The organism is Flavobacterium alvei, assembly GCF_002920895.1.
Classification (GTDB): Bacteria; Bacteroidota; Bacteroidia; order Flavobacteriales; family Flavobacteriaceae; genus Flavobacterium; species Flavobacterium alvei.
Map to the genome: position 1 here is coordinate 1 of NZ_PQVG01000008.1, position 25,596 is coordinate 25,596.

Annotated in this window: 25 protein-coding genes and 1 pseudogene; 13 read left to right on the plus strand and 13 right to left on the minus strand. The window is 33.6% G+C overall.

Features of this window, described 5'->3' with window-relative positions:
* Positions 1–266: 266 nt before the first annotated feature.
* From C3L50_RS13550 to C3L50_RS13575, 6 genes and pseudogenes are all read right to left on the minus strand, one after another.
* Entirely contained in the window at positions 267–917 is a 651-nt protein-coding gene (locus tag C3L50_RS13550; RefSeq protein WP_103806725.1) for a hypothetical protein, read from the minus strand.
* Between the two features lie 47 nt (positions 918–964).
* A complete protein-coding gene (locus tag C3L50_RS13555) occupies positions 965–2,170 on the minus strand; it encodes a tetratricopeptide repeat protein (protein WP_103806726.1) in 1,206 nt (401 codons plus the stop codon).
* A 188-nt stretch (positions 2,171–2,358) separates the two neighbouring features.
* Positions 2,359–2,647, minus strand: a pseudogene (locus C3L50_RS13560) (GIY-YIG nuclease family protein).
* Between the two features lie 130 nt (positions 2,648–2,777).
* Positions 2,778–3,455: a metal-dependent hydrolase gene (locus tag C3L50_RS13565; protein ID WP_103806727.1), complete on the minus strand. Its 678-nt coding sequence runs from the start codon at positions 3,453–3,455 to the stop codon at positions 2,778–2,780.
* Positions 3,456–3,523: 68 nt separating this feature from the next.
* Positions 3,524–4,486, minus strand: coding sequence for a 1,4-dihydroxy-2-naphthoate octaprenyltransferase (menA, locus tag C3L50_RS13570; RefSeq protein WP_103806728.1), 963 nt, complete (start codon positions 4,484–4,486; stop codon positions 3,524–3,526).
* 129 nt (positions 4,487–4,615) lie between these two features.
* Positions 4,616–5,497: a 1,4-dihydroxy-2-naphthoyl-CoA synthase gene (locus C3L50_RS13575; protein ID WP_262496703.1), complete on the minus strand. Its 882-nt coding sequence runs from the start codon at positions 5,495–5,497 to the stop codon at positions 4,616–4,618.
* A gap of 647 nt (positions 5,498–6,144) precedes the next feature.
* Between C3L50_RS13575 and C3L50_RS13580 the strand changes: the two genes are divergently transcribed.
* The gene (locus tag C3L50_RS13580; RefSeq protein WP_103806730.1) at positions 6,145–6,999 is read left to right on the plus strand and encodes a DUF3943 domain-containing protein; all 855 of its coding nucleotides are present in this window, start codon (positions 6,145–6,147) and stop codon (positions 6,997–6,999) included.
* A gap of 117 nt (positions 7,000–7,116) precedes the next feature.
* Here the strand turns inward: C3L50_RS13580 and C3L50_RS13585 are convergent, their stop codons facing one another.
* Positions 7,117–7,971 carry a CvfB family protein gene (locus C3L50_RS13585; protein ID WP_103806731.1) on the minus strand — a complete coding sequence of 285 codons (855 nt, stop codon included), beginning with the start codon at positions 7,969–7,971 and terminating at the stop codon, positions 7,117–7,119.
* 166 nt (positions 7,972–8,137) lie between these two features.
* Between C3L50_RS13585 and C3L50_RS13590 the strand changes: the two genes are divergently transcribed.
* The 6 genes from C3L50_RS13590 (at position 8,138) to C3L50_RS16565 (ending at position 11,584) form a co-directional block, all read left to right on the plus strand.
* On the plus strand, positions 8,138–9,037 hold the full coding sequence (locus C3L50_RS13590; RefSeq protein ID WP_103806732.1) for a helix-turn-helix transcriptional regulator: 900 nt from the start codon (positions 8,138–8,140) through the stop codon (positions 9,035–9,037).
* A gap of 2 nt (positions 9,038–9,039) precedes the next feature.
* Positions 9,040–9,240: a hypothetical protein gene (locus tag C3L50_RS13595; protein WP_103806733.1), complete on the plus strand. Its 201-nt coding sequence runs from the start codon at positions 9,040–9,042 to the stop codon at positions 9,238–9,240.
* 11 nt (positions 9,241–9,251) lie between these two features.
* A complete protein-coding gene (locus tag C3L50_RS13600; protein ID WP_103806734.1) occupies positions 9,252–9,734 on the plus strand; it encodes a 3'-5' exonuclease in 483 nt (160 codons plus the stop codon).
* A 5-nt stretch (positions 9,735–9,739) separates the two neighbouring features.
* The gene (locus tag C3L50_RS13605; RefSeq protein WP_103806735.1) at positions 9,740–10,981 is read left to right on the plus strand and encodes a PDDEXK-like family protein; all 1,242 of its coding nucleotides are present in this window, start codon (positions 9,740–9,742) and stop codon (positions 10,979–10,981) included.
* Between the two features lie 150 nt (positions 10,982–11,131).
* Positions 11,132–11,362 carry a beta propeller repeat protein gene (locus C3L50_RS13610; protein ID WP_103806736.1) on the plus strand — a complete coding sequence of 77 codons (231 nt, stop codon included), beginning with the start codon at positions 11,132–11,134 and terminating at the stop codon, positions 11,360–11,362.
* Between the two features lie 93 nt (positions 11,363–11,455).
* Positions 11,456–11,584, plus strand: a complete 129-nt coding sequence (locus C3L50_RS16565; RefSeq protein WP_262496697.1) for a hypothetical protein — start codon at positions 11,456–11,458, stop codon at positions 11,582–11,584.
* 227 nt (positions 11,585–11,811) lie between these two features.
* On the opposite strand, the gene cydB is transcribed toward C3L50_RS16565, so the two are convergent.
* The 4 genes from cydB to menD form a co-directional block, all read right to left on the minus strand.
* Positions 11,812–12,849 (minus strand): cytochrome d ubiquinol oxidase subunit II, encoded by a 1,038-nt coding sequence (gene cydB, locus C3L50_RS13615; RefSeq protein WP_103806737.1) that lies wholly within the window; start codon positions 12,847–12,849, stop codon positions 11,812–11,814.
* Positions 12,850–12,858: 9 nt separating this feature from the next.
* Positions 12,859–14,211, minus strand: a complete 1,353-nt coding sequence (locus C3L50_RS13620; protein ID WP_103806879.1) for a cytochrome ubiquinol oxidase subunit I — start codon at positions 14,209–14,211, stop codon at positions 12,859–12,861.
* Positions 14,212–14,339: 128 nt separating this feature from the next.
* Entirely contained in the window at positions 14,340–16,691 is a 2,352-nt protein-coding gene (locus tag C3L50_RS13625; protein ID WP_133158891.1) for an alpha-2-macroglobulin family protein, read from the minus strand.
* A 213-nt stretch (positions 16,692–16,904) separates the two neighbouring features.
* The gene (menD, locus tag C3L50_RS13630) at positions 16,905–18,566 is read right to left on the minus strand and encodes a 2-succinyl-5-enolpyruvyl-6-hydroxy-3-cyclohexene-1-carboxylic-acid synthase (RefSeq protein WP_103806739.1); all 1,662 of its coding nucleotides are present in this window, start codon (positions 18,564–18,566) and stop codon (positions 16,905–16,907) included.
* 154 nt (positions 18,567–18,720) lie between these two features.
* On the opposite strand from menD, the gene C3L50_RS13635 reads away from it, so the two are divergent.
* The gene (locus tag C3L50_RS13635) at positions 18,721–19,218 is read left to right on the plus strand and encodes a GNAT family N-acetyltransferase (protein ID WP_103806740.1); all 498 of its coding nucleotides are present in this window, start codon (positions 18,721–18,723) and stop codon (positions 19,216–19,218) included.
* 161 nt (positions 19,219–19,379) lie between these two features.
* Positions 19,380–20,105, plus strand: coding sequence for a PmeII family type II restriction endonuclease (locus C3L50_RS13640; protein ID WP_103806741.1), 726 nt, complete (start codon positions 19,380–19,382; stop codon positions 20,103–20,105).
* Here C3L50_RS13640 and dcm read toward each other — a convergent pair.
* On the minus strand, positions 20,088–21,335 hold the full coding sequence (dcm, locus tag C3L50_RS13645; protein WP_394338031.1) for a DNA (cytosine-5-)-methyltransferase: 1,248 nt from the start codon (positions 21,333–21,335) through the stop codon (positions 20,088–20,090). The two genes, C3L50_RS13640 and dcm, sit on opposite strands and share 18 nt — an antisense overlap.
* A gap of 132 nt (positions 21,336–21,467) precedes the next feature.
* On the opposite strand from dcm, the gene C3L50_RS13650 reads away from it, so the two are divergent.
* From C3L50_RS13650 to C3L50_RS16510, 4 genes are all read left to right on the plus strand, one after another.
* Entirely contained in the window at positions 21,468–22,418 is a 951-nt protein-coding gene (locus C3L50_RS13650; protein ID WP_103806742.1) for a tRNA dihydrouridine synthase, read from the plus strand.
* 63 nt (positions 22,419–22,481) lie between these two features.
* On the plus strand, positions 22,482–23,525 hold the full coding sequence (locus C3L50_RS13655; RefSeq protein ID WP_103806881.1) for an o-succinylbenzoate synthase: 1,044 nt from the start codon (positions 22,482–22,484) through the stop codon (positions 23,523–23,525).
* A 227-nt stretch (positions 23,526–23,752) separates the two neighbouring features.
* Complete coding sequence (locus C3L50_RS13660) at positions 23,753–24,292, plus strand: S66 peptidase family protein (protein ID WP_449528505.1); 540 nt, start codon at positions 23,753–23,755, stop codon at positions 24,290–24,292.
* Positions 24,270–24,488, plus strand: a complete 219-nt coding sequence (locus C3L50_RS16510; RefSeq protein WP_243400384.1) for a S66 peptidase family protein — start codon at positions 24,270–24,272, stop codon at positions 24,486–24,488. Before C3L50_RS13660 ends, C3L50_RS16510 begins: the two co-directional genes overlap by 23 nt.
* Here C3L50_RS16510 and C3L50_RS13665 read toward each other — a convergent pair.
* Entirely contained in the window at positions 24,485–25,549 is a 1,065-nt protein-coding gene (locus C3L50_RS13665; protein ID WP_103806743.1) for an AI-2E family transporter, read from the minus strand. The genes C3L50_RS16510 and C3L50_RS13665 overlap by 4 nt on opposite strands.
* Positions 25,550–25,596 lie beyond the last annotated feature (47 nt).

The window sequence follows — 25,596 nt, forward strand, 5'->3', positions numbered from 1 at the left end:
TCTTGAACAATTTGTAATTTAAAAGACATTGTGTAGTCCTTTTGGGTGCGCTTTACATAGCGGCTTTCTTGGGCGTTTTCCATAACGATGAATTTTGTGTATCGTTATTTCAGGACAAGACAAGAACAACAAAACAAAAAAGAGTTTGCCTTGCAAGCTCTTTTTTGTTTTCTTTTATTAAGACGAATGCTGATGCGTTTACTTCATTGGTCGCAAATACAAAATAAATTATGATTTTGGTTGTCGATGTTTCAATTGCATTGATTTTATTTTATAATTCTATATAAAATCCAAATTACAATAAATACAACTCCAATGATTAAAATTCGGTTTCCTTGTTTTCTATCATTTTCAGAATAGGCATAAATTCGGTTCCCATTGGGTAATGTTTTTTTAAATGTCAATAAATGCCACCCGATAAAAACACCTAAAAAACCTCCTAAAAATGCGCTAACATAACCAATAATTATATAAACACGTTGACTTTCTTCTGGCTTGGATAGTTCAACCATTCTTTGCTTTTTAATTTCGCTAATTTGATGCTCTGTAATTTCTTTTCCTCTATCTTTTAGTAATTTATGAGCAAGCTCAACATCAAATTTATTCCATTCATCACTTTTTTCAATTACCTCTATTAATTCTTCGTCTGAAAAACTTAATAGATAATAATCATTTTCAAGTGCTTTTATTTCTGCTTTAGCAGTTTCACGCAAAATAGTATCTGCTTTTTCAAAATCCGCTTTTTTAATTTTTACGCAATACTCTTTTCCAAATTCATTATTTGAGAGAATGGGATCGAAATTTATTGAAGTATTTTCAATCAAATATTCAATTTGATTTAAATTCATTAGGTTCCCAAAATCTTTTGCGGCATTTTGATTATTAAATTTTTGGAATACTATAAATTCTTCTATCATTGCTTTTTTGAGTTTGGAATTTTATTTTTTGGAATTTAAATTTTTTATTACTCCAACAACTTCAAAACTCTTTTAAAATTGTCACTTGGCAATCCTGCTTTTTGGAAGGTTTCGAAATCTGATTTTACTTTTTGAGTCCAACTAATGCTGTCGGTTACGTTTTGTGATTGGTATTTTTTATAAATAAGTTTCGCTGATTTGAAATCATTATTTAACAAATAGGCGTGTGCCAAATTCATTTGTATCAACAATTCCGAATCGTCTATTTTTTCGCCTTCTTTGAGGGTTTTGATAGCTTTTGCATATTGTTTGGTCATCAAATAAGAATAACCAAGGGTGTTAAAATCAAGCGGATTGGCTTTTCCGTAAATCACAATAATCCCAATTTTATCAATTGCTTCGGCATATTTTCCTTGTTGGACTAAATTGGCAGCTTGATTGCGTAAATCCGAATATATTTTATCTGAAGTTCCTATTTCTTTTAAACAAGAATTACCAAAATCAGTATAGGCTTTCGATTTTTCGACAGTCAATAGTTTTTGGAATTCCTGAAATTTGTATTCTTTTTGTAACTTATCAAGCACACAAACACAAAAATCGTCAGGATTAATGAGTTTCTTTGCCAAATCAGTGGTTTTGCATTGATTGAGAATCAATTTCCGGTTTTCGAGATTCCAACCGCGACTTAATCTAGTATTGACCCAAGGCACTACTTCTAGAACTATTTTTTGGTTCATTATCCAGTTTTTGCTTTCAAAACCAAACCACATTGCATTAGAATTGGGTAAAATACACAAAGATTTATCAACAGAAAGTCCTTTGGCATCTTGGCTAACGGGAACATTTTGTTCATAGCAAGCTTTTGTAGTTGTTCCGTTTTTTTGGTAATCTGAAGCTGAAATTTCATTCGAAAAAATAGCGTATTTGCATTTGTCTTCGCCTGAAATTTTGGAAAGTAAAAAAACTGCTCCGGCAGAACCTTGGCTAATTCCAGTTGGGTCTGGTATGGATTTTAAGACTGAAACTAAGCTATTGGCCATTTCTTGATTCTGATCCAAGAGAGTAATTCGATAAACCACTTCGGTGGTTCCTACTGGCAATTCTTCAGTTTTGAAAATAAATCTATCTCTTGCCGAAACTATAATTTCTTTTTTGGTTGCTCGTTCCTTATCCCAATAACCGTCTTTTTGAGCGAAAAGGGTGTTAACAGAAAGGCTAATTAGTAGAACGAAACTGGTGTGTTTTATATTCATTTATTAAGTGTAAATACGCTATAATTATTTAAATTTTAGTTGTCTATTCGAATGATTATCAATTATCCTTTTATTTAAATTTACCCGTCTCTTCGAGTGATTTTGAATAGTAATGCGACAGCTTTACTATTCAAAATTGTATCGAGAAGCTTTATAAATCGCAAATATTCTCTAAGCATTGAACATCTTTAAAACTTTTTCTTTGATAAATTAGGCAGTTTGTCATACTCATCATTTATCAACGCTTCTTTTTTTGCTCTTGACCATTTTTTTATTCTTTTCTCTGTATCTATTGCAAAATTAATATCTGTGAATTCACAATAATAAACCAATTCAACAGGTCATTTGTTTGCTGTATAACAATCAGGATAAAAACCTGTTTCGTGCTGAAAAAAGTCGTTGAGTTAAATTACTCGTCACTCCTGTATAATAAGAATGATCGGAACATTTTAAAATATACACATAAGATTGTTTCATTTATAGATAAATTTTAAAAGGGTTCTCGATACAATTTTTAAAGCACTACTTTTTTTATTTAATGAACATTTATCAAGCTTTAAAAATCACTCGAACTGACGAGTAAAATAAACGCTTTTATTGTCAAAGACTACAATTCGATACTTTCTCCAATTTCAAGAAGCATTAAATCTTTTCCTTTATCAAAAAATTTGCGAATAGCTTCTTCGTGATTAATTTCGATGTAGCCAAAAGTATCGTAATGAGCGCCTAAAATCTTATCGCATTCTATAAAATCGGAAGCGATTATAGCATCCTCGACATCCATTGTGAAATTATTACCAATTGGGAGTATTGCCAAATCGAGTTTGGTTCGCATCGGAATGAGTTTCATATCCATTGTTAAGGCTGTATCGCCAGCAATGTAGATGTTTTTATGCTCTCCTTCAATAACAAAACCACCAGGATTTCCGCCATTACTTCCGTCGGGAAAAGAACTAGAATGAATTGCGGTTACATATTTTACTTTTCCAAAGTCAAAATTCCAGCTTCCTCCGTGATTCATGGGGTGTGATTTCAAGCCTTTGTTGGCATAATGTGTGGCAATTTCGTAATTAGAAACGATTACCGCATTGGTTCTTCCAGCAATATATTCAACATCAAGAATGTGATCACCGTGAGCGTGGGTCAACAAAATATAATCGGCCGTAAGCTCGTTGATATTGATGTGTGACGCATTTGGATTGGCAGAAATATAAGGGTCAACCAAAATGTGTTTCCCACCAACTTGAATTCCTAATGAACCGTGACCGTAAAATGTTATTTTCATTTTTGATATTTTTAAGTGATTTATTCAAACTGTTAGACTCTTAAACCTTTAAACCCTGAACCAAAGATTTATCTTCCTCCCAAAAAGAGATTTACGATTAGGTCTTGAATTAGCGAAATCATACAAATTGCTAAAAGCATAGAAAGTGCAAAAGTGCTTAAGGCTAATTTTTTCAATTCAGGGTCTAATGCTCTAGGCTCTTGATTTTTATATACGGTAATCAAATGTTTAGTCAAAGGGATGTAGGCCAATAAAAATAAGTATTGATCCAAGTTAAAATCATTTAGTATTGCAAAAACCAAAACCAAAACCATTGCGGAAACAATTAGAAAATAATGGTATTTTTTGGCTTTTTCTCCGCCAATTTTTACAACAATGGTATTTTTATTTGACTTTCGGTCAGAAGCTTCATCTCTCATATTATTGAGATTCAAAACCCCTACACTCAAAAAACCGATGGCGGTGGCAGGCAAAATTAAAGGCCATTCGACTTCTTTTGTATATAAAAAATTGACTCCAATAGTACTCACCAATCCAAAGAATATAAAAACAAATAAATCGCCAAATCCTCTGTATCCATAAGCAGTATTGCCAACAGTATAACGAATTGCCGAAGCGATTGCCAAGATTCCCAAGACCAAATAAAACAAAGAATAACCAATATTTGTATCCTTGAAAGCAAAATAAATCAACAATATTGCCGAAATTAGTGTCAGAAACGAAGTAATAACCAAGGCACGTTTCATGGCTTGTGGAGAAATCAAACCGCTTTGTATAGCACGTTTTGGTCCAATTCGATCTTCGTTATCAGTTCCTTTCATTCCATCGCCATAATCATTAGCAAAATTGGATAATATTTGCAAACCAAGCGTAGTGAGAATGGCAAAACCAAAAATGGTCCAACTAGCCACTTCGGTTGGAGTGAGTTCAAAATCTGTAGGGTGGGCTAAAGCGTACATACTTCCCACTACTATTCCGGAAACGGATAGGGGCAAGGTTCTTAATCGTGCGGCTTGAATCCAATGCTTCATTTTTTGTGTATTAAGTATAGTGAATTAAGTATTAAGATTGTTTAAAGGTTTAAAATGGTTTAAAGTTATTTGAAAATTTAAGATTCCTATACAACTTTAAACTTTTAAACCTTAAACTATTAAACATTTTTATGGTAACCATTTTTTTTCAAAATTCGGTTTTCTCTTTTCGAGGAAAGCATTTCTACCTTCTTTAGCTTCTTCGGTCATATAGGCCAATCGAGTAGCTTCGCCTGCAAAAACTTGTTGTCCTACCATTCCATCATCAGTAAGATTCATAGCGAATTTTAGCATTTTGATAGAGGTTGGTGATTTTTCCATTATTTCTTGTGCCCATTGATAAGCGGTATCTTCGAGTTCATCGTGTGGAATTACAGCATTAACCATTCCCATTTCCATAGCTTCTTGAGCGGAATAATTTCGCCCAAGGAAGAAAATTTCGCGTGCTTTTTTCTGTCCAACCATTTTAGCCAAATAAGCCGAACCATAACCTGCGTCAAAACTGGTTACATCGGCATCGGTTTGCTTGAAAATAGCGTGTTCTTTGCTTGCCAAAGTCAAATCGCAAACTACGTGTAAACTGTGTCCACCTCCAACAGCCCAACCTGGAACTACAGCGATAACTACTTTTGGCATAAAGCGAATTAATCGTTGCACTTCTAGAATATTTAAACGATGCTGACCATCATCACCCACATAACCTTGATGTCCACGAGCATTTTGGTCACCACCCGAACAAAAGGAATACACTCCATCTTTAGTTGAAGGGCCTTCTGCCGAAAGCAAAACCACTCCAATAGAGGTATCTTCTTGAGCATCATAAAAAGCTTGATATAATTCTGATGTAGTTTTAGGACGAAACGCATTGCGAACATTGGGTCTGTTGAACGCTATTCGAGCCACACCATTGCATTTTTTATAAGTGATATCTTCGTATTCTTTGACGGTAATCCAGTCCATTTTATTCGGTTTAAAATATAAATGTAAAAATAGCTCATTTTTTAGATTTATCTAATACTTCTGAAATTAAAAATGCAGACTAATTCAAGGCATTCGCTTTCAAAAGTTTTCGCCACGAATTACACTAATAATCACGAATTAAAATTGTTTTTTATTGTACGAATTATTAGAGATAAATGAAATTAGTTTAATTCAAACCCGTTGGGTGTAATTAATTTTTAATACTAATTTTCGTCAGTTCGAGTGCTTTTCGATAGAAAAGTGTATCGAGAACAAAAAAATTAGGATTAAAAATGGTTCTAGATACATTTTTTGTTCCGTTTTACTCCACAAAAAACACTCGAACTGACGATTTTAATAATTACACCCAACGGGTTAATTCAATTTTTAAATTACACTAATTTCTAAAAGTGAGAGAATTAGTGTGATTAATTTTAACAATAATTAAATCTGCCTATTGTTAGATTCAGATTTGTGGTAATTTGTGTAATTTGTGGTAAAAAAAAAGTATGAGTTTGCCCTGCCAGACTAATTCTTAAAATTATTAGGAAAAATATTTTAACTATATTTGCAGCCGTTGTAAATAACCGAGAGCAAAATCGGTTGCATCTATTTATTTGAATATCCAAATAGTATAAATTAAAAAGTGCTTTATAGTCATACTAAAAAAGTGTTTTTTATTTTAAATTTTTCTTTCTATGACTCCTAAAAAGGCTTTTTTTTCTATCGCACTATTATTTTTTATTTACACTTCTACGTTGGCACAACAGTTAGTAAGCAATGATTTAACTGTAGAAGTTACTCCAGAATTTGTTGATAGCACCGCTGTGAATCTAGACAAAACTACGCTAGTACTTAATGACAGCCTTACGGCAATAAACGATTCGGTTGCACCGATTGTACAAAATGTTCCCGCAGCTTATCCGCCACCATATCGAGATTATCGAAGATTGGGTTATGATACAGCTTTATTTGCTGGAGCTGCTGTTGTAGGTTTTGGAGTACTTTGGGTAATGCCAGAAAGTGTTACCAATTGGGATAAAGAGGAGATGAGAGACAAGGGTGTTTTTTGGAAATGGAAAGAAAATGTAAAAGCTGGCCCCGTTTGGGACAAAGATGATTGGGTATTAAACTGGATTACGCATCCTTATTGTGGAGGTATTTATTATATGACAGCCCGAAGCAGTGGTTTTACAGCATTAGAATCTTTTGGTTATTCGGCAATAATGTCCACGTTCTTTTGGGAATATGGAATCGAAGCATTTGCAGAAGTTCCCTCGATTCAAGATTTAATCATAACACCTGTTGTTGGTTCTGTGGTTGGAGAAGGGTTCTTTTATGCCAAAAAATCTATTGTTCGACACGATAAGAAAGTCTTGAAATCAAGATTTTTAGGAATAACAACTTTATTTTTAATGGATCCTTTCAACACTATTTTGGACGGATTTGGGTATAAAGATAGAGTGAAAACTCAGATGAATATTGCTCCAGTTGGAGTCAATCAATTTTCCAAAACACCTGTTTGGGGTGTTAGTTTCTCAGCCATATTTTAAATCAAATTTTACTAGAGTTATTCTAAAAAAACATCGCAAATTCTCAAATTATTTGACCCTTTTGGATAAAAGAAATTTGAGAAATTGCGGTTTATTTTTGCATTTTTTTAAAGAACTTTATTCTTTTACTAGATAAATTCCGTCTTCCTTAATTTCAATTAGTTTTTCTTTATATAACGCTCCGACGGCTTTCTTGAAGGTTTTTTTGCTCATTTTCAAGACCGTTTTGATGTCTTCGGGATGGGAGTTATCTGTTAATCGTAAGAAACCACGACTCGCACGAAGTTCATCTAGAATTTTCTCGGCATTAGGTTCAATATTTTGATATCCTTGTATTTGTAGCGAAACATCAATTTTATGATCGGGACGAATGGTTTTGATGTAACCTCGCAATCTGTCACCAGTTCGAATCGAATCGTCATAGACTTCGTCTTTATACAGCAAGCCTTTGTGTTTTTCGTTAATGATAACATTAATCCCCAATTCGGTGATGTGAGAAACAATCAAATCGACTTCTTCACCTTTTTCGACCGTTAAATGGTCATTTTTCAAGAACTGGTTGGTTTTACTGGATGCCACTAAACGTTTGGTTTTTTCGTCCATATAAAGATAAACCAAATAGCGTTTTCCTTTTTCCATTGGTCGAGCTTGCTCTTTGAAAGGAACCAGAATATCTTTTTCCATTCCCCAATCCATAAAAGCACCCACTTGATTGACATAGTTTACACGCAAAAGTGCAAATTCATTCAACAAAATATAAGGTTCTAATGTGGTAGCAACTGGGCGTTCTTCGTGGTCTAAATAGACAAAAACAATAATTTCTTCGCCTATTTCCCATTCGTTGGGAACGTATTTATTGGGTAAAAGGATGTCGTGAATTCCTTCAGGATCTTTTTCGGGATTTCCCAAAAACAAACCCACTTTGGTATCACGTAATATGGTGAGGGTGTTGTATTTTCCTATTTCAATCATTTTATTCTAATTTTCTAAAGCGCAAAGGTACGAAGATTGAAATGATTTATTTTGAATCCACGGCATTAGCTTTTAAGACTTTTAGCCGCAAATTATCACGAATTATTTCATGCCGTCACAAAACGGCAGACAAACTACATATCTTTGAAAAATAAATTAAAACATTATGTCAAAATTAATCTATTTTAAAAGGTATTTGTACGTTATCGACCGCTTGCGAAGCCGACCTTGTAGTTTCAACGATTTGCAGGAACACGTGATGCGTAAATTGGAAAACGACGACATCGACACGACTTTCGAATATGCGATTCGTACTTTTGAGCGGGACAAGAAAGACATTTCGACCCTTTTTGGGATTGACATTCACTACAACCGAAAAGACAAAACCTATGCTATTGACGAAGCTGAAATCGAAGACCAGTCGGTTACTCGAATGATTGATGCTTTTTCGATTCATCACGCACTGCAAGAAGGCAATAAATTATCGCCAAGTGTATTTCTAGAAAAGCGAAAATCATTGGGAACCGAACATATTTACGGAATTATTCACGCCATACAAAATGCTAATATCCTGCAATTTACCCATCATAAACATTGGATAGACGAGATAACGCAACGGGAAGTAAAACCCATTGCCATTAAAGAATCGCAACAAAGATGGTATTTAGTAGCTTGGGACAAAAAAGGAGAAACCGTAAAAACTTTTGGACTGGACCGAATCTCCAATCTAAAAATCACTGATACCAAATTTAAACTCATTAATTACAACGTAGAAAAAGAATTTCAACACGCTTTTGGAGTAGAAACTTATGAGGCAGCAGAAAAAGTGATTTTGGAATTTTCGAAACAACAAGGTAACTATATCAAAACCTTTCCGTTGCACGAATCCCAACGCATTGTGGAAGAAACCGAAAATACTGTAATCCTAGAAATTTTCATTCATACCACCAACGATATTAAAATGGAATTGTTGAAATACGGTAGCGATGTAAAAGTACTCTCTCCTATTTCACTTCAAAATGAAATCAAAAACAGGATTTCGGAAATGTCTAATCTTTATAAATAATTATGGAAAAAGAAGAGTTTGTGCGCTTGTTTTCAAAACGGATTGATAAGCTTGAGCGTACTTTTAAGGAAAAATTCCCTGATGGAATAGATGATAGAACAACAGCGACTATTCCGCTGGGTTTTCTGAATCGATTAGTAATTGATGGCAGACTATATAAGATAGAAATTTCAGGAATGAATATTACAAATAGTAATGAATAGCAATTAAATTTATGAACTCTTTTACTGCCTTAGATTTTGAAACGGCAACAGGTTATAGAAATAGCATTTGCCAAGTTGGATTGGTTAGAATAGAAAACGGAATCATTACCCAAGAAGTCAATCTATTAGTACAACCACCCGATAATTATTATTGGAATCGCTTTACGGACATTCACGGAATTGCTGCCAAAGACACTTTGAACTCGCCAAATTTCGCCCAAATTTGGCAACAAATCGCACCTTATATCGAAAACCAAAATGTAGTGGCACACAATGGTTTTGGCTTTGATTTTCCTGTTTTAAACAAAACACTCGACTATTATAATTTACTCACTCCTGACTATAATAAATTTTGTACTTATAAGATTTATAGGTCAAATTTGGCTACCTTGTGCGAAGAACATAATATACTGCTGAATCATCACGATGCGTTGAGCGATGCTAGGGCTTGTGCGGAGTTGTGGTTGAGGAGTTTGGGGAAAATTAAAAAATAAAATTTATGGATAAAATTAACAACCTATTGCAGCAAGTTTCAATCATTCAAAAAAAATATGATGAAATCGCAAAAATTACTGGAGAAAATTTTAATATTTTTTCTATTATGAGAGCCGAAAGTGATGAGGTAAGAACACACTCAAGGATAATTGCAGATTTTTTAAATCCTAAAGGGCTGCATAGCCAAGGGAGTATTTATCTAAAACTTTTTTTTGAAGAGGTGAAGGCTCTAAATGAGATTAAAGAAAACTTTGATTTTGAAAACGCAAAAGTTTTGGTAGAAGAGCATACAGGTAGGATTGATGGAGAATATTCAGAAGGTGGTTTTATCGATATTGTGATAAAAGATTCAAAAAATCAAGTTGTTATTGAAAATAAAATTTATGCAGGTGACCAAAAAGGACAATTGTTGAGATACAAAAAAAAGTATCCTATGGGTACATTGATTTATTTGACTTTAGAAGGTAAACAACCTTCTAAATTTAGTTATAAAATTGATAATGGTCAGGAATTGAGTTTAAAGGATATTATTTTAGTCTCATATAAGGATGATATAAAAAAATGGCTGGAAAATTGTCTCGAAAAAACACATTCTCTTCCTATAATTAGAGAGACTTTGGTACAGTATTTATATTTAGTAAAAAAATTAACCAATCAATCAACAAATAAGAAAATGAGTAACGAAATTCAGAATATAATTTTAAATAATTTTCTATCTGCTGAACAAATTGTAAAAGAGTTTGATTCTGTAAAATATAAAATATGTGGAGGCATAAGAGCTGATATTATTAATAAGTTAAAAACAAAATTAATCAACAAATACGATATTTCTGATAAAGGAAGTAAGGTTGGAGATAAAAACTCTAAAATATGGATTGAATCCAAAGAATATATGGGAAACTCTCTGTTGTTTGGAATCGAATCTTTTAGTGGTAGCGGAGGTAATGGTTCAGAATTATTTTACGGAATAATCGATTTATATGAAAAAAATAAAGATTTTTTTGTAAAATTATCTGAATTTAATCAAAAAGGTTGGTGGAGAGAGATAAGATATTTTGAGGATTTTGAAAACTTTAAAGTTGATTTTAGTGATTCTAATTTCATCGGTTTCCTAGGGAGAAATAAAGATAAAAAAGAGGAATTAGTACAGGCTTTATCTCAACAAATTATTGAATATATCGAATCAAGGGAGAAAGTGTTATTTGAGATTTATAAAGAAATAACAGAAAAAAACAATAAATTTTAAATCTCCATTTTTTTAACAAATAAATATAGTTAGCACAAGGGTTGTCGATAATAAAAAAAAGGTGGTGATACCAAAATTTGGTTTTAAACGGACAGGGTTTGGCAGACACTCTTCATAAATTTGTTCCATAACAACTAAAAACAAAAAAATATGTCACAAATGATTAACAGAAATGGGGAATTAATTAGAATTAACCCAAAAAAGAACAACCAAATTGAATACTCAACAACCAACGGAAGGTCTTGGCACGTTCGCTATTCGGGTTCTGGTTGCGGAGATTTTCAAGATTTAATTGATAATGGCAAAGAAATATTAGCCAATACCTCAAAAGGTCTTTTTTATTCAACTACAAACGGGATGAGTTGGCACAAAAGAGGGTAAATAATGCCATCGTTTTTCTTTTAAATTTGAACCGTCACAATATGGCATTGTGGCGGTTTATTTTTGTTTCACAATAATTAAAACATAGCAATTATGGAAGAGAACAACATTATTTCAGCACTAGAAACCATTCACAAAATAGCTGAAAAATCCGAATTGAAACTGGACGCTTTTGCTAGTATTCCAGTTGAAATAAAACTGGTTTGTGACTATTTTGGCTAAAGCCAATTACACATCAAACCTAAATTCCTTTGACTGAAGTCAACGGCAATTGAAAAATGTAGATTGCAGTTTCAAAAAATTAGAGATTATTTTTTATTGTAAACCAACCTAATAACTCTTGAGCAACTAATGAGATTGCTTCGCCAGTTCGCTATTGCTCGAGTCCTCCTTCGTCGGAATGACAAAATTGGGTCACTTTTTCTTTAAATTATTGAAATTATAATTCTCTAATAACTCGTATCGTCCAATTCAACTTTTCCATTAAATGTTCGGTACAAAAAGAAAAAATAACCTGCTAATAACGGTGCTCCAATGACAACAATAGTCAGCATAATTCCTAATGATTTTTGGGAAGAAGCCGCATTGTAAATCGTAACATTATATTGGGGGTCAATGGTCGAAATTAAAAGCGTAGGATACAATTGCAAAGCCACGAGAATAAGCAAAAACGCCATTGTCAAAGACGAAAACACTAATGCCATCATATATTGTTTTTTGGAAACCAAACGAGGCACATTGGCCACAGCCAAAAACGACAATACTGGAACAACAAAATAAAGTGGTTTTTCTCTAAAATTGGCCGTAACTTCTGGAATAAAAACCAAGGTGTAAAGTGTTGTAATTCCGAAGCTGATGATGAAAAAGATCATCCCTTTTTGGAGTAAAAAAGTCAATCGAGCGTGTAATCTTCCTTCGGTTTTTAATAACAAAAAAATCGCTCCTTGAGTCATAAATATAGAAAGTGTAGTAAACCCCACCATTATAGCATACGGATTCAAGAATGAAAAAAAGATGCCTCCTTGATAAGTAAAATTAGGTCCTAAAGCGAAACCTTGCAAAATATTTCCCAAAACGACACCCAACAAAAAGGCAATCATAATACAGGAAACACTGTAAATGACATCCCAACTGGTTCGCCACCAAGGCATTTCTTCGGCACTTCTGAACTTGATGGCTGCTGCTCTGAGTACATTAAACATCAAAAATAACATAAAAGGAATGTACATTGCCGATAACATCGTAGCATACATTACTGGGAATCCTGCAAATAATGCGCCACCGCCAATGACCAACCAAACTTGATTGGCATCCCAAATAGGACCAATGGCGTTGATGGCGATTCTTCGGCTCAAATCTTTTCTGAAAAACAAATGCCAAGCTCCTGCACCAAAATCAAAACCTTCTAAAATGGCATAACCTGAAAACAACAATCCGATGACCAAATACCATAAAGTGGGATAATCTATTCCTAAAAAAGTTTCCATAAGTCTTGATTAAAAGTTTTTAGAGTTTGAAAATGCTACTGCTTCTTCATAAGGGCCGTGTTTTATTTTTTTATTGACCGAATACAAAAACAAGACCAACAAAAGCGAGTAAACCACGGTAAACAATACCAATGAAAACACAATTTGATTGGATGCGACTTCTTGCGAAAAAGCTTTACTGGTTCGTAATAAACCGTAAACTACCCAAGGTTGTCTTCCCATTTCGGCAGTGAACCAGCCCACTTGATTGGCTATTTGAGGCAAAATAACCGAGAAAGAAAAAATCCACATTAGCCATTTGGTTTCGAATAATTTTCCTCGCCACCAAAGGAAACTAGCATAAAGTGTCATTCCAATTAACAGCATTCCAATGGCAACCATAATGTGATAAAACTGAAAAATAGCATTGATTTGACTGGGTCTGTCTTCAACAAGAAAATCATTCAAACCTTTTATGGGAGCTTGAAAATCTTGATGTACTAAAAATGATAATCCACCTGGAATTCCAATTCCCGTAACGGTTTGTTTTTCTTTATCGACCCAACCCAAGAGATACAAATCGGCAGGAGAGTTTTTCTGGAAATGTCCTTCCATAGTCGCCAATTTTGCGGGTTGATTTACGGCAACACCATCGGCAGTACTGTGACCTGAAAGCAATTGAGTAAGCGAAAATAGGGTAGCCACCACCAAAGAAATTTGGAAAGCTTTTTTAGATATTTCGACAAAACGTCCTTTTCTAATATAATAAGCGTGAACACTCAAAACTAAGAAAGCTCCAGCCAAAATTGCACCTTGCCAAGTATGAATAATTCGATCGACGCTGGATGGATTGAAAACCATTTCCCAGAAATCAGTCACTTCGGCACGAGCGTGCAAACCTGTTCCGACAATATGGTAGCCTGCAGGAGTTTGTTGCCAAGAATTGGCCACTACAATCCAAACGGCTGAGAACATTGAACCTAAAAATACGCCCAAAGTAGAAACAAAATGCACCCAAGGTTTTACTCGATTCCATCCAAATAGTAGAATACCTAGAAAAGTGCTTTCTAAACCAAAGGCAAATAATCCTTCGGCAGCCAAGGCACTTCCGAAAATATCACCAACATAACGAGAATAGACCGCCCAATTGGTTCCAAATTCAAACTCCATTATAATTCCGGTAGCCACGCCAATTCCAAAAGTCAAGGCGAATATTTTAATCCAAAAACGAGTTAGAATTTCATAATCCTTGTTTCCGGTTTTAAGATAAAGGCCTTCAAAAATAACCATTATCAGCCCAATTCCGATACTTAATGGTGGATAGATGTAATGGAAAGCAATGGTAAATGCAAATTGTATTCGAGCTAATATTTCGACATCCATGATAGTAGATTTTAACCCAAATTTAGGCAACAAATCTGGGAATGACATTCAACATTCGTTAATTAACTTATTAATTAGAAATTAAAAAAAAATGTGTGTCTATTTATGGATATACCATAAAAAAATCTTTATTTTTTGATGGTGTAATACACTTTTTTTGCCACCGGAATTCCTGTAGCGGTAATTCCTTCCAGCTCAACTTTTACCTTGGTTTCGACCTTAGTGTTGAAAAAACTTAAATTGGCATTACCTGTTGCGTCTGGATGCACGAACGGATTCCAGTAGATGGTGTTTCTTACAGCCAGTTTATTATCCAACTCGGCTTGTTCTGGAGTGGGTGAATAAAAAACACGCTCTGTGTAAAAACCATCGATTTCTTGCTTGACGGAATAAGAGTTTTCGCTTACAGCCTTGTTTCTGTTTCCATTCGTAAAAACGGAAATCACAGAACCCCTTCCGTACAAAGCATCTACAACATATCCGCTTACCACTTCTATTTTCAGGATATCCTCGGGTGCAATTCCCAAGAGCTCTCCGGCTTCATAAGCTTGATATCCATCTATCAAAATAATAGGCATGTTGTTCTCTGGTGATTCAATAAAATAAGAATTTAATTCCATACTAAAATTGTTCGGGATTACTCCCTTACATTGTTCTTCAATAAGGTCGGCACTGTTGCTCAGTTTTTTTGCCTCTTCTTTGTCAATAATGTACTTGTAATCGGGTGCTCCATAGGAGACAACTGCGTATTTTTTCTTTTGGCCTTTGATTTGGATTTCGTCCAACATATTTTCGGGTTTTACCCCAAAAGCGGTAAATTTTCTAAATACATTATATACTAATAAGCGAGTTGATTCATCCCAAATAAAGGGTTCTTTTATAGCAGAAACCGGCATAGAAGATTGTTCAGAATTTGCTATTAATTCGCCTCCATACTTCCCATTCTCATTTCTAGAATTTAAAACCATTTTGGTTTTTCCAGAAAACATTAGATTTTCAAATTTAAAACTTCCTGAAACATCTGTAAAAGTCTTGAAAGAATTCATATGGTTTTTATTCAATAAAACCAGACCAACTCTGTTGTTTACTTTTGCTTTATTTCCAAAAAGTTGCTTTACTCTACCAGAAATTGTAATGCCTTTTTCTGCTTTATAGGTTGTCAAATCACTGAATTTTGAGGTTGATTTCCATAGAAAATCTCGCCAGCCTTGCGTCAAAAGTAAATCATCTAAATGTTCTAGTCGTTTTAAATTAGAAGGATCAAAATAGTATCCCGGATTAAATACTTTGCCTCGAATGTCAGACTCCAACAAGAAATAAGAACAAATAGTAGTGCCAGAATTTTTCTCATCCGCTCTATTCATATCGGTAACGCTTACTGAAAAACTGGCCGATTTGGCAACGCCTGTTTTGGATTTTGAAACCACATTTACAGTAGCTTTTTCATAGGGCTTGTATATCACTTTGTCTGTCAAAAGTTGAACGTCTAAATCCTGATCTTTTTCAATATAAATTAAACGCTCGCTTTGGGGTTTCGAATTGCTGTCGTAAAGTGTTATTTGGCTTATACCATCCAGAGTTTTATCTTTGGAAAGTTCAAAAGAAAATGTGGTTTGGGTTAGTGTTGGCGAGCTTTCAAAATAAGAAACACCTCTTGCTTTGCACACCACAGTTAGTGCAGCGTTCGGATTTTGGAGCAAGGTTTTTTCGTTCGTTAGTATGGATATAATATTTTTGCCTTTGAAGGTTTTAAAACTTAACGAATAGCCTTCTTTAGCCACTTTTGGAAGTTCTATTCGTATTAATTTGCCATCGGGAGTTTTGATTTTTGCGTAATAATTTTTTCCTTCCATGGGAATCATTTGAAATTTCCCCATCCCATCGTGTGGACTTGAAAAAGGTGTGACTAATTCATCATCGGAATTATAAATTTCGCCCGTAACATCTATCGGATTTCCATTGCTATTCACCCCTTTAAAGCCTACAATACTAGCCACATTTTCTATAAGCGAACCTCCCTCGGGAAAGAAATCAATTCTAAAGTTGTTTGGGTTGCCCATTGGAGCGATTAGCTTTTTGGTAGCGGTATTTTGTGCCTCATCGGTTTTTGAATACGATTTAAAAGCATCTATAATTTCGATATTTTTTTTAAACACAAAATCTTCTCCAAAATTTCTATTCCAATTGGTGTAAGCCCGTAATTGGTAAACCCCTGGTTTTACGCCAAGCGAATCGGTCAATTGAAAATCGCCGTGTCCCAAACCTATTTCAATATTGGTTTTGTTTCGGGCAATTATTTCAGAATCGGGAGAGATGAGTTCTACATACAAAATATTGCTATTGTCAAAAAGTAAATTATTGGAAGCTCGAACATCATAGGCTTTGTACCATAAATCTTCCCCTATAAAATAGATAGATTTGTCGGTATGAAGGTAAATTTTCTCTATCTCGGGAATCTTTTTTTGTTCTTGCGCCTGCAAAAAACTAATTGATAAAACAAAGCACAAAAAATAAAGAACACGACAATTTCTATTCTTACTAAAAAACTCAAACATTTGAAATCAAGATTAATTATTTAAAAAATAAAGATATCTAAAAACTTGTTATCTTAATAATAAATAAGAAAAAACTTCAGCAAATTCGTAAATTGTTTTAAAATTTGCAGTATAAATTGTTTTAAAATTTGATTTTAATTAAGTTAGTTCCTTAAAATACTGCAACAAGATTTTGTTGTTTTCTAATGTTGGTGTAAAAATTTCCAAAATAGCGGGTTTATCATTTTGAGAATACAAAGCAATTAAATTCTTTTCTAAACTTACTTCATCACTAGCGATACTATATTCAAAACCATACATTTTTGCCAATTGTTCTGCTGTTAGGCAATGCGAAGTTTCGAAAAATTTGTTAAATACTGGCGTTTCTTCGTGTCCGGGCAAAATCCTAAAAATTCCTCCTCCGCCATTGTTGATGAGTATGATTTTGAAGTTTTTGGGAGTGTATTCGTTCCACAATGCGTTGCTGTCATACAAGAAGCCGATGTCTCCCGCAATTAAAGTAGTTTGTCTTTCGTTGGCAACAGCCGCACCAATTGCCGTAGAAGTACTTCCATCAATGCCGCTGGTACCACGATTACAGAAAACAGTAATCGAAGGTTTTATGGAGAACAATTGTGCATATCGAATGGCTGAACTATTACTTATATGCAACATCGAATTATCGGGCAAGGATGGAATTATTTTTTCGAAAGCCTTGAAATCCGAAAAGGGAGTTTTGGCTAAATATTCCTGATGTTTCTTTTCTCTTAAAGCTGAAATGGCATTAAAAGTCGAAAAATAATTACTTGCAATAGGAATCGTAAAAGGCAAAAATTGAGTAAAAAATTGATTGGGATCAACTTCAAAATGTTTCGTCAAGCAATCGTAAGTATCATAAGCTCTCAAAGTATCAATATGCCAATGATGTGTGGGTTTGTATTGTCTCAAAAAGGCTTTTATTCTTTTGGAAACCACCATTCCGCCAAAAGTAATTAGTATATTGGGTTGTAAATTTTCAAAATCTTTCTGCGAAAATGGAGTAATTATAGTATCAATATTATTCAAAAACGAAGGATGATGTATGTTCGAAGTCGTTTCTGTCATCACCACTACCGATGGATCGTTGGCTAAAGCCTCAATAATTGTTGTATCGATTGTATTGGGTTTATTTTCCCCAACAAGAATTAATTTTTTTTCGAATTGGTTCCAAATACTAGTAAACTCATCAATATCGTCAATTGAAACTTTGTTATTTTTTTTACCGAAAGTTGAAAGCGTCACATCGACATTCAATTTCGAAACCGTTTGGTACAAAGGCTCTTCAAACGGCGCATTGATATGAACAGGGCCTTTTTTGGCGAAAGCCTCATTAATGGCTTCGTTGATTTTTAAATCATTTTCAACCGAAACTTCTTCGGTTAAATTGGCATTGTATAATGAATGATTTTGGAACACATTTTCCTGACGAATAGTTTGACCGTCACCAATGTCAATCTTGCTTTGAGGCCTATCTGCCGAAATCACGATTAATGGAATTTCACTGTAAAAAGCTTCCGCAAAAGCAGGATAATAATTCAACAATGCCGAACCCGAAGTACAAACTACGGCAACGGGTTTCTGAATTTGTTGGGCAATTCCAAGGGCAAAAAAAGCAGCGCAACGCTCGTCGGCAATACTGTAGCAATTAAATTCGGGATTGTTTACAAAACCTATGGTTAAAGGCGCATTTCTGGAGCCTGGAGAAATTACTATATTTTTGATTCCTTTGTCCAAACAAATCTGGATGATGCTTTGTGCAAGGGGTATTTTAGGATAAATCATTAAAGTTTTGGTTTAAAAGTTTAAGTTTTAAAAGTTTAAAGTTTAAAGTTTAAAGTTGTTTGAAACCTCAATTCAGCAAAGTTACAAACTTGCCTACCGATATCCTTTAATTAAATCAACTTTTTCATACTTTTGAAGAGAAATAATTTTAGGAATGGAAATCAAGATTAGACCTTATAAACCTGAAGATACCCAAGCCATTTTGGATATCATCAACCATAATATTTTGCATTCAACTGCTTTATATGATTACAATACCCGAAGTTATGAGCAACAACAAACTATTTTAGAAGAAAAAATAAATAAAAACTATCCCGTAATTATTGCCGAATTGAATGGGCAAGTAGTTGGTTTTGGAATGTACAGTGAATTCCGATTTCGGGAAGCCTATAAATTTACGGTGGAACATTCCGTTTATGTAAACAAAGATTTTCACGGCAAAGGCATTGGCAAATTATTGCTTCAGGAATTGATTTCTTTAGCCAAAAAACAAAAACTCCATACAATGATTGCTGTTATCGATGCTGAAAATCAAAGTAGTGTGGAATTTCACGAGAAATTTGGTTTCAAAACCGTTGGAATTATTAAGGAATCGGGCTATAAATTTGATCGTTGGTTAGATTCGGTTTTTATGCAATTGATTTTGGAGTGATTGATTCTAAAAAAGTTAGCCACGAATTATAGTAATTGATTATTGCGAATTATCAAATACCTAATAGTTTTAAAAAAACTTTTAGGTATTGACCAGAAAAATTTAACGAAAAACCAATTTAAATTCATAGTTTAGTAATTAAAATTAAATTGATAAATCAAATGTCAAATAGAACCGAAAAAGAACTTTTAATTGAAATTGTAGATTATTTCAACGTGTATATTTTTGAAAATCATATTAATGCATCACTAAAAGTTCATTCTAAACTTAAATCTTATAACATTAACCCAATCGTTGTTAAATATTTATCGAAAGTTTTAGAAAATAATTATAGTCCAGAAGGAGTTGCAAAAGCCCTTTTTTATCCAAGAGTTTTAGGAACTTCTATCAATACTTCTTTTGGTACTCGAATTCAAAATATGTTTGTTGAACTTAAAATCGCAGAAGGTTCTTTAATTCCAGGAATGGACATTGAATTTATTGACAAAATAGAAAACCGCAAAAAATGGTGTCAATTGAAATCAGGTCCGAATACTATAAATTCCGAAGATGTAAAACCATTAATAAGAAAATTTACAAATACAATTCAGTTAGCTCGTACAAATAAAGCTCTAAAAAATATAAATAACACTGATTTTATTGTTGGCGTTTTATATGGTGAAATTTCCGATTTAAGTATGCATTATAAAGAAATTGACAAATTTCATCCTGTAATTATTGGAAAAGATTTTTGGCATAGAATAACAGGATTTCCTAATTTTTATGATGGATTAGTTACTGCTCTTCATCAATGTATTAACAATCTTGACACAAAAGATTTTATTACAAAAGGTTGTGATGAATTAGCTAATGAAATTAAAAAATCACCTTTATTTAGATTTCAATAAATTATAATAACTATTCAGAAATTTTACAATCGAATAGCCAACTTCTTTTCCTAAATTAACTGGAACCGCATTTCCGATTTGTTTGTATTGTTGCGCTACAGAACCTTCAAATTTCCAATCATCGGGAAAGGTTTGAATTCTAGCATATTCCCTAACTGTAAACGGTCTAGTTTCTTCGGGATGACATCTTTCCGTTTGTTTTTGGGCAGGACTGCAAGTTAAAGTTAAGCAAGGTTCATCCCAACCAATTCTTCTTGCAATTCCTGTTTTTCCTCCACCAAGATGGAAACTTCCTCCCATAAATTCTTTTTGAATTTCAAGAGGTAAATCTCTCCAATATCCTTTTTGCGGAACCAAATCCAAAACATCTATTTTACTTTTTGGGTATTTTGAACCTTCGGATTTTGGAACATCACAATCAAACAAATCTCCTTTTTTCAAAGCGTCTTTCAAATTGTATATTTTTTTGTTGGGTTTTGGATATTCGTATTTTAAATCAATGTCTTTTCTAATTCCAACCAAAATTAGACGTTCTCTTTTTTGAGGAACATTATAATTTATCGCTTTTAAAACTTGAACAGGAACAACATTATATCCAATTTCATCTAATATAGAAATCATTCCTTCTAGCGTTTTACCATTTTCGTGACTTAATAGGCCACGAACATTTTCGCCAATGCAAATTGCAGGATTTACTTCTTTGACAACTCTTGCAAATTCATAGAACAAAGTTCCTCTTGCATCTGCCAAACCTAATTTTTTTCCAGCATAACTGAATGCTTGGCAAGGAAATCCGCCAGTCACAATATCAATTTTATTGTGGTAATCGTTAAAATTTAAAGTTCTTATATCGCCTTCCAAAACATTCCAATTTGGGCGATTTTTTCTTAATGTTTGACAAGCCCATTTATCAATTTCATTTAGCGCCACACATTTTAAACCAGCTTTTTCCATTCCAACAGCTAATCCGCCAGCTCCAGCAAAAAGTTCTAAAACAGTGTACTCATTTTGAGGTTCTGCATAATTTGAAGTTATATTTTGACTATCTTCATCCAAAAAATCAGCAAATAATGTATCAACATCTGATTTTCTGTAAACTCTATAGTTACTCATTGGCTCACGAACAGCAGACAATTTTCCTTCTTTGTCCCAACGTCTCAAAGTTTCTTTACTTTTTCCAATGTATTCCGAAGTTTCAGAAAGCGTCATATATTCTTCATTCATAACCATATTGTTTAACATTACACAATGGTTACAAATTTAGAAGAATAAACGGGATAACCAAACAAATAGAAAAGAAAAAAAAACATTAGTTATCACAGATTTTTTTTATCCCTTATCTTTGCCTCTTTACAAATATTTATGAGCTTTACCCTTCTTTCATCTCCTTTACAAGGATTTACTGATTTTCGTTTTAGAAATGCCCAAAACAAACTTTTTGGTGGAATCGATACTTTCTATTCGCCATACATTCGTTTGAACGGAAAATTGGAGATAAAAGCCTCGTATCAAAGAGATTTATTGCCAGAAAATAATTTGGATTTAGAAGTGATTCCGCAAGTGATTACTAATAATGCCGAGGAATTTTTATTTGTTGCCAAATATGTTCGGGAATTGGGTTATAAAGAATTGAACTGGAATTTGGGTTGCCCGTATCCAATGGTAACCAAATCAGGAATGGGTTCTGGACTTATTAAAAACACACAACAAATCAATCATATTTTGGACAGAGCCCATTCTGAAACCGACATTATTGTGTCGATGAAAATGCGTTTGGGTTATGAAAATACTGAAGAAATTTTGGATGTTTTGCCTATTTTAGATCGATATCCGATTAAGAATATTGCCATTCACGCTCGAATTGGTAAACAATTGTACAAAGGTGGTGTTCATTTGGATGCTTTTCAGCATTGTATAGACAATACCAAGCACAAATTGTATTACAATGGTGATATAACTTCGGTAGCTAAGTTTCACGAAATGCAGGAACGTTTCCCTACGATAGACCACTGGATGATTGGACGTGGATTGATTTCAGATCCTTTTTTGCCCAGTATGATAAGAAATAATTCAGTTGAATATCCTGAAAATAAAATGGAATTGTTTAGCGAATTTCACGATACTTTGTATGCTATTTATAGTGAATCTTTGTCTGGACAAAGCCATATTTTGTTGAAGATGTATCATCTTTGGGAATATTTTTCGGTGACCTTTTCGAACCCGCATAAAGTGCTGAAACAGATTAAAAAAGCACAAAGTATTCGAAATTATGAGGCGGCTGTGGCATCGATTTTTAAAAACGAAAAAATATAATTATTACAATTGTCAACCAGAAGGGAAGACAAAGTTGAACTTGATAAAACCAGATATCTAATTTTGAAAGCAACCTATCACAAATATATTTTAAATTTTAAACGACCTTCGGGAACTTCTCGTGGCGTAATGACCGAGAAAGAAACTTGGTTTATTGTTTTGGAAAAGGACGGAAAAAAAGGAATAGGTGAGTGTGGAATTTTGAGAGGATTAAGCGCTGACGATAGACCTGATTATGAAACCAAATTGCAATGGACTTGTGACAATATTCATTTGGGCGAAAAACAACTTTGGGAAGCTTTAATCGAGTTTCCTTCGATTCAATTTGGAGTGGAAATGGCATTCCAATCTTTGGCGAGTGAAACGCCTTTTTTACTCTTCTCATCAGACTTTACAAAAGGAGAAAAAAGCATCGAAATTAATGGCTTGGTTTGGATGGGCGAGGAGTCCTTTATGAAGCAACAAATTGAGGAAAAACTAGCCGATGGTTTTCGTTGTGTGAAACTCAAAATAGGAGCTATAGATTTTGATAAAGAACTACAATTATTGCGGTATATTCGTCAATATTTTACTCCAGAGCAAGTTGAAATTAGGGTTGATGCTAACGGAGCTTTTGATGTAACTTTAGCTTTATATAAATTAAATCAATTATCTGGTTTTAAATTACATAGTATAGAACAACCTATTCAAAAAAATAATACTGACAGGATGTCAGAGCTATGTGAAATCACTCCAATTCCTATTGCTTTAGACGAAGAGTTGATTGGTGTGTTTTCATTGGAAGAAAAAGAAGCTTTACTGCAAAAAATCAAGCCACAATATATCATTTTGAAGCCTAGTTTTGTGGGTGGTTTTCGTGGTGCAAAAGAGTGGATTTTATTGGCCGAAAAATACAATATTGGTTGGTGGATTACCTCGGCTTTGGAGTCGAATATTGGATTAAATGCTATTGCACAATGGACTTTTTTGCAGCACAATTTAATGCCACAAGGACTTGGAACAGGAGCTTTATATACCAATAATTTCGATTGCCCTTTACAAGTTTCGGAAGGTCAATTGTGGTATAAAAAAGAACTCAATTGGAAGTTTGATTTTGAATTTTTTTAGATTTCTATCAAAAAAAAAAGCAGTATTTCTATATGAAAAAACGAGAAAATAGAGCACAAAAAAGAGTTCCTTTAATTTGCATTCAACTGCTTTTTATAGTTGTTTTTGTACAATGTAAATCCCATTATCAAACCATGAAACAAGATCCTTTAGTTAGACAAGATCAGAATAAATTGCAATCTATGAAATTCACAAAACCTTCTTATCTTAAAAAAGGAGATACAATTATGATTGTGGCTCCCGCAGGATTTGTTCCTGATTCTACCGAAATTGAACCTGGAATTGAGTTAGCCAAAAGCTGGGGATTGGAAGTAATAGTCGGAAAAAATGCTTTTAAAAAACACAATCATTTTGCAGGAACCGATGAAGAGCGTCAAACCGATTTGCAATTGGCATTGGATGATAAAAAAATTAAAGCAATTTGGTGTTCAAGAGGTGGATATGGAACGGTTCGCATTATTGACCAATTGGATTTTACAGCTTTCGAAAAAAATCCAAAATGGGTTATTGGTTTTTCTGATATTACTACTTTGCATACCACTATTCACAATCTAGGAATTGCTACTATTCACGCTACGATGCCTGGTGGAATAAAGCGAGCTTCTGATGAAGCTAAGCAAACTCTGTATAAAGCTCTATTTGGTTATAGTTATGGATTGGAAATAGCATCAAATTCTTTGAATAAGAAAGGAAGTGCCAAAGGAGTTTTGNTACACTTTGAAAAGAACGGGTGCATTGAAAAACTTGAAAGCCCTTATCGTAGGTGATTTTGATTATAATATTGAAAAAGACACCTTATTTGGAGGAACCCATCGTGAAATTATATTAAATGCTGTAAAAGAGTATCATTATCCAGTAATTTTTGACTTTCCAGCTGGACATATTCGTGACAATCGAGCTTTGATTTTTGGAAAAGAAATCACAATTGAGGTGAATGAAACGGTTTCAAAAATTTGGCATTAATCACGTTTTTTACTTTCTCCTTCGCCCAAAAGGATAGCTAATGTTTTTAGACCATTGGTTTTTTCTGCAATTAATTTTGCAATGCTTACAAACGGAATAAACAAAATCATTCCCGCTGCTCCCCATAGTATTCCGCCAATAATGATTACTACAATTATGACTAATGTATTTATTTTTAGTCGCTTTCCAACTGCCAGCGGAAAAATAATATAAGCTTCGATTAGTTGAACTAAACTAAAAACTGCTATTACTCCAATTGGATACCAAATAGAATTGAAGGTAATCCAAGAAATTGTGATAGGCAAAAGCGATGATATTAGGATTCCAACATAAGGAATAAAAGTTAAAATGGAAGCAATAAACCCAAATAAGAATGGATGCGGAACGCCAATTAATGCAAGTCCAATACTATTCAAAAGTCCGACTAATAGATACACCACAAGCATTCCTTTGATAAAGTCATAATAGGAGTGAATAGTTTGAATAAGGATTTCTCGAATGGTTTCTTTTTTTTCTGATGAGAAAATGTGACAAAGTACATCGACCAATAATTGACGATAATAGAGAATAAGCGCCGAATAAATAGGGATAATTAGTAAATAAAATACTGATTCGGATAGAGAAGATAAAGTGTTTTGTATAAATAAAATGGTTTGTGCTCCTGAATTGTTGATTGCATTTTTTAGAAATAAAGATTGATTTTCTGAGCTGAGATTGAATTGCTCCGACAAATAAATACTCCATTGCGTTCCTGTTTCCAACAGTTTTACTTTTAATAATTGCCATTCGTTTGAAAATTCAATTAGTTGCAAAAAAAGTAAATAGAGTAGGGCTCCAAAAAAGAGTAAGATTCCAAAAATAGAAATGAATATAGAAATGCTTTTGCTAATTCCTTTTTTTTCCAGCCATTTACATACTGGATAAAGTATGAAACTGATGAGTAAGGCAAAACTCAACGGAATAAAAAGAGGTTTTCCGAAGTAAAGCAATACTGAAATTAATACGGTGTACTGCAGAATTTCTAAAACAGAAAATTTCTTATTCGTTGGAATTGGTATCATAATAATTCAGGATTATAAGCTTTTAAACTTTTTTGAGAAGATTAATT

Excerpts from the sequence above, each read along its gene's own strand:
- C3L50_RS13550 (WP_103806725.1), bottom strand. The coding sequence starts at position 917 with ATGATAGAAGAATTTATAGTATTCCAAAAATTTAATAATCAAAATGCC.
- C3L50_RS13555 (WP_103806726.1), bottom strand. The coding sequence starts at position 2,170 with ATGAATATAAAACACACCAGTTTCGTTCTACTAATTAGCCTTTCTGTT.
- C3L50_RS13565 (WP_103806727.1), bottom strand. The coding sequence starts at position 3,455 with ATGAAAATAACATTTTACGGTCACGGTTCATTAGGAATTCAAGTTGGT.
- menA (WP_103806728.1), bottom strand. The coding sequence starts at position 4,486 with ATGAAGCATTGGATTCAAGCCGCACGATTAAGAACCTTGCCCCTATCC.
- C3L50_RS13580 (WP_103806730.1), top strand. The coding sequence starts at position 6,145 with ATGACTCCTAAAAAGGCTTTTTTTTCTATCGCACTATTATTTTTTATT.
- C3L50_RS13585 (WP_103806731.1), bottom strand. The coding sequence starts at position 7,971 with ATGATTGAAATAGGAAAATACAACACCCTCACCATATTACGTGATACC.
- C3L50_RS13590 (WP_103806732.1), top strand. The coding sequence starts at position 8,138 with ATGTCAAAATTAATCTATTTTAAAAGGTATTTGTACGTTATCGACCGC.
- C3L50_RS13595 (WP_103806733.1), top strand. The coding sequence starts at position 9,040 with ATGGAAAAAGAAGAGTTTGTGCGCTTGTTTTCAAAACGGATTGATAAG.
- C3L50_RS13600 (WP_103806734.1), top strand. The coding sequence starts at position 9,252 with ATGAACTCTTTTACTGCCTTAGATTTTGAAACGGCAACAGGTTATAGA.
- C3L50_RS13605 (WP_103806735.1), top strand. The coding sequence starts at position 9,740 with ATGGATAAAATTAACAACCTATTGCAGCAAGTTTCAATCATTCAAAAA.
- C3L50_RS13610 (WP_103806736.1), top strand. The coding sequence starts at position 11,132 with ATGTCACAAATGATTAACAGAAATGGGGAATTAATTAGAATTAACCCA.
- C3L50_RS16565 (WP_262496697.1), top strand. The coding sequence starts at position 11,456 with ATGGAAGAGAACAACATTATTTCAGCACTAGAAACCATTCACAAAATA.
- cydB (WP_103806737.1), bottom strand. The coding sequence starts at position 12,849 with ATGGAAACTTTTTTAGGAATAGATTATCCCACTTTATGGTATTTGGTC.
- C3L50_RS13620 (WP_103806879.1), bottom strand. The coding sequence starts at position 14,211 with ATGGATGTCGAAATATTAGCTCGAATACAATTTGCATTTACCATTGCT.
- menD (WP_103806739.1), bottom strand. The coding sequence starts at position 18,566 with ATGATTTATCCTAAAATACCCCTTGCACAAAGCATCATCCAGATTTGT.
- C3L50_RS13635 (WP_103806740.1), top strand. The coding sequence starts at position 18,721 with ATGGAAATCAAGATTAGACCTTATAAACCTGAAGATACCCAAGCCATT.
- C3L50_RS13640 (WP_103806741.1), top strand. The coding sequence starts at position 19,380 with ATGTCAAATAGAACCGAAAAAGAACTTTTAATTGAAATTGTAGATTAT.
- dcm (WP_394338031.1), bottom strand. The coding sequence starts at position 21,335 with ATGGTTATGAATGAAGAATATATGACGCTTTCTGAAACTTCGGAATAC.
- C3L50_RS13650 (WP_103806742.1), top strand. The coding sequence starts at position 21,468 with ATGAGCTTTACCCTTCTTTCATCTCCTTTACAAGGATTTACTGATTTT.
- C3L50_RS13665 (WP_103806743.1), bottom strand. The coding sequence starts at position 25,549 with ATGATACCAATTCCAACGAATAAGAAATTTTCTGTTTTAGAAATTCTG.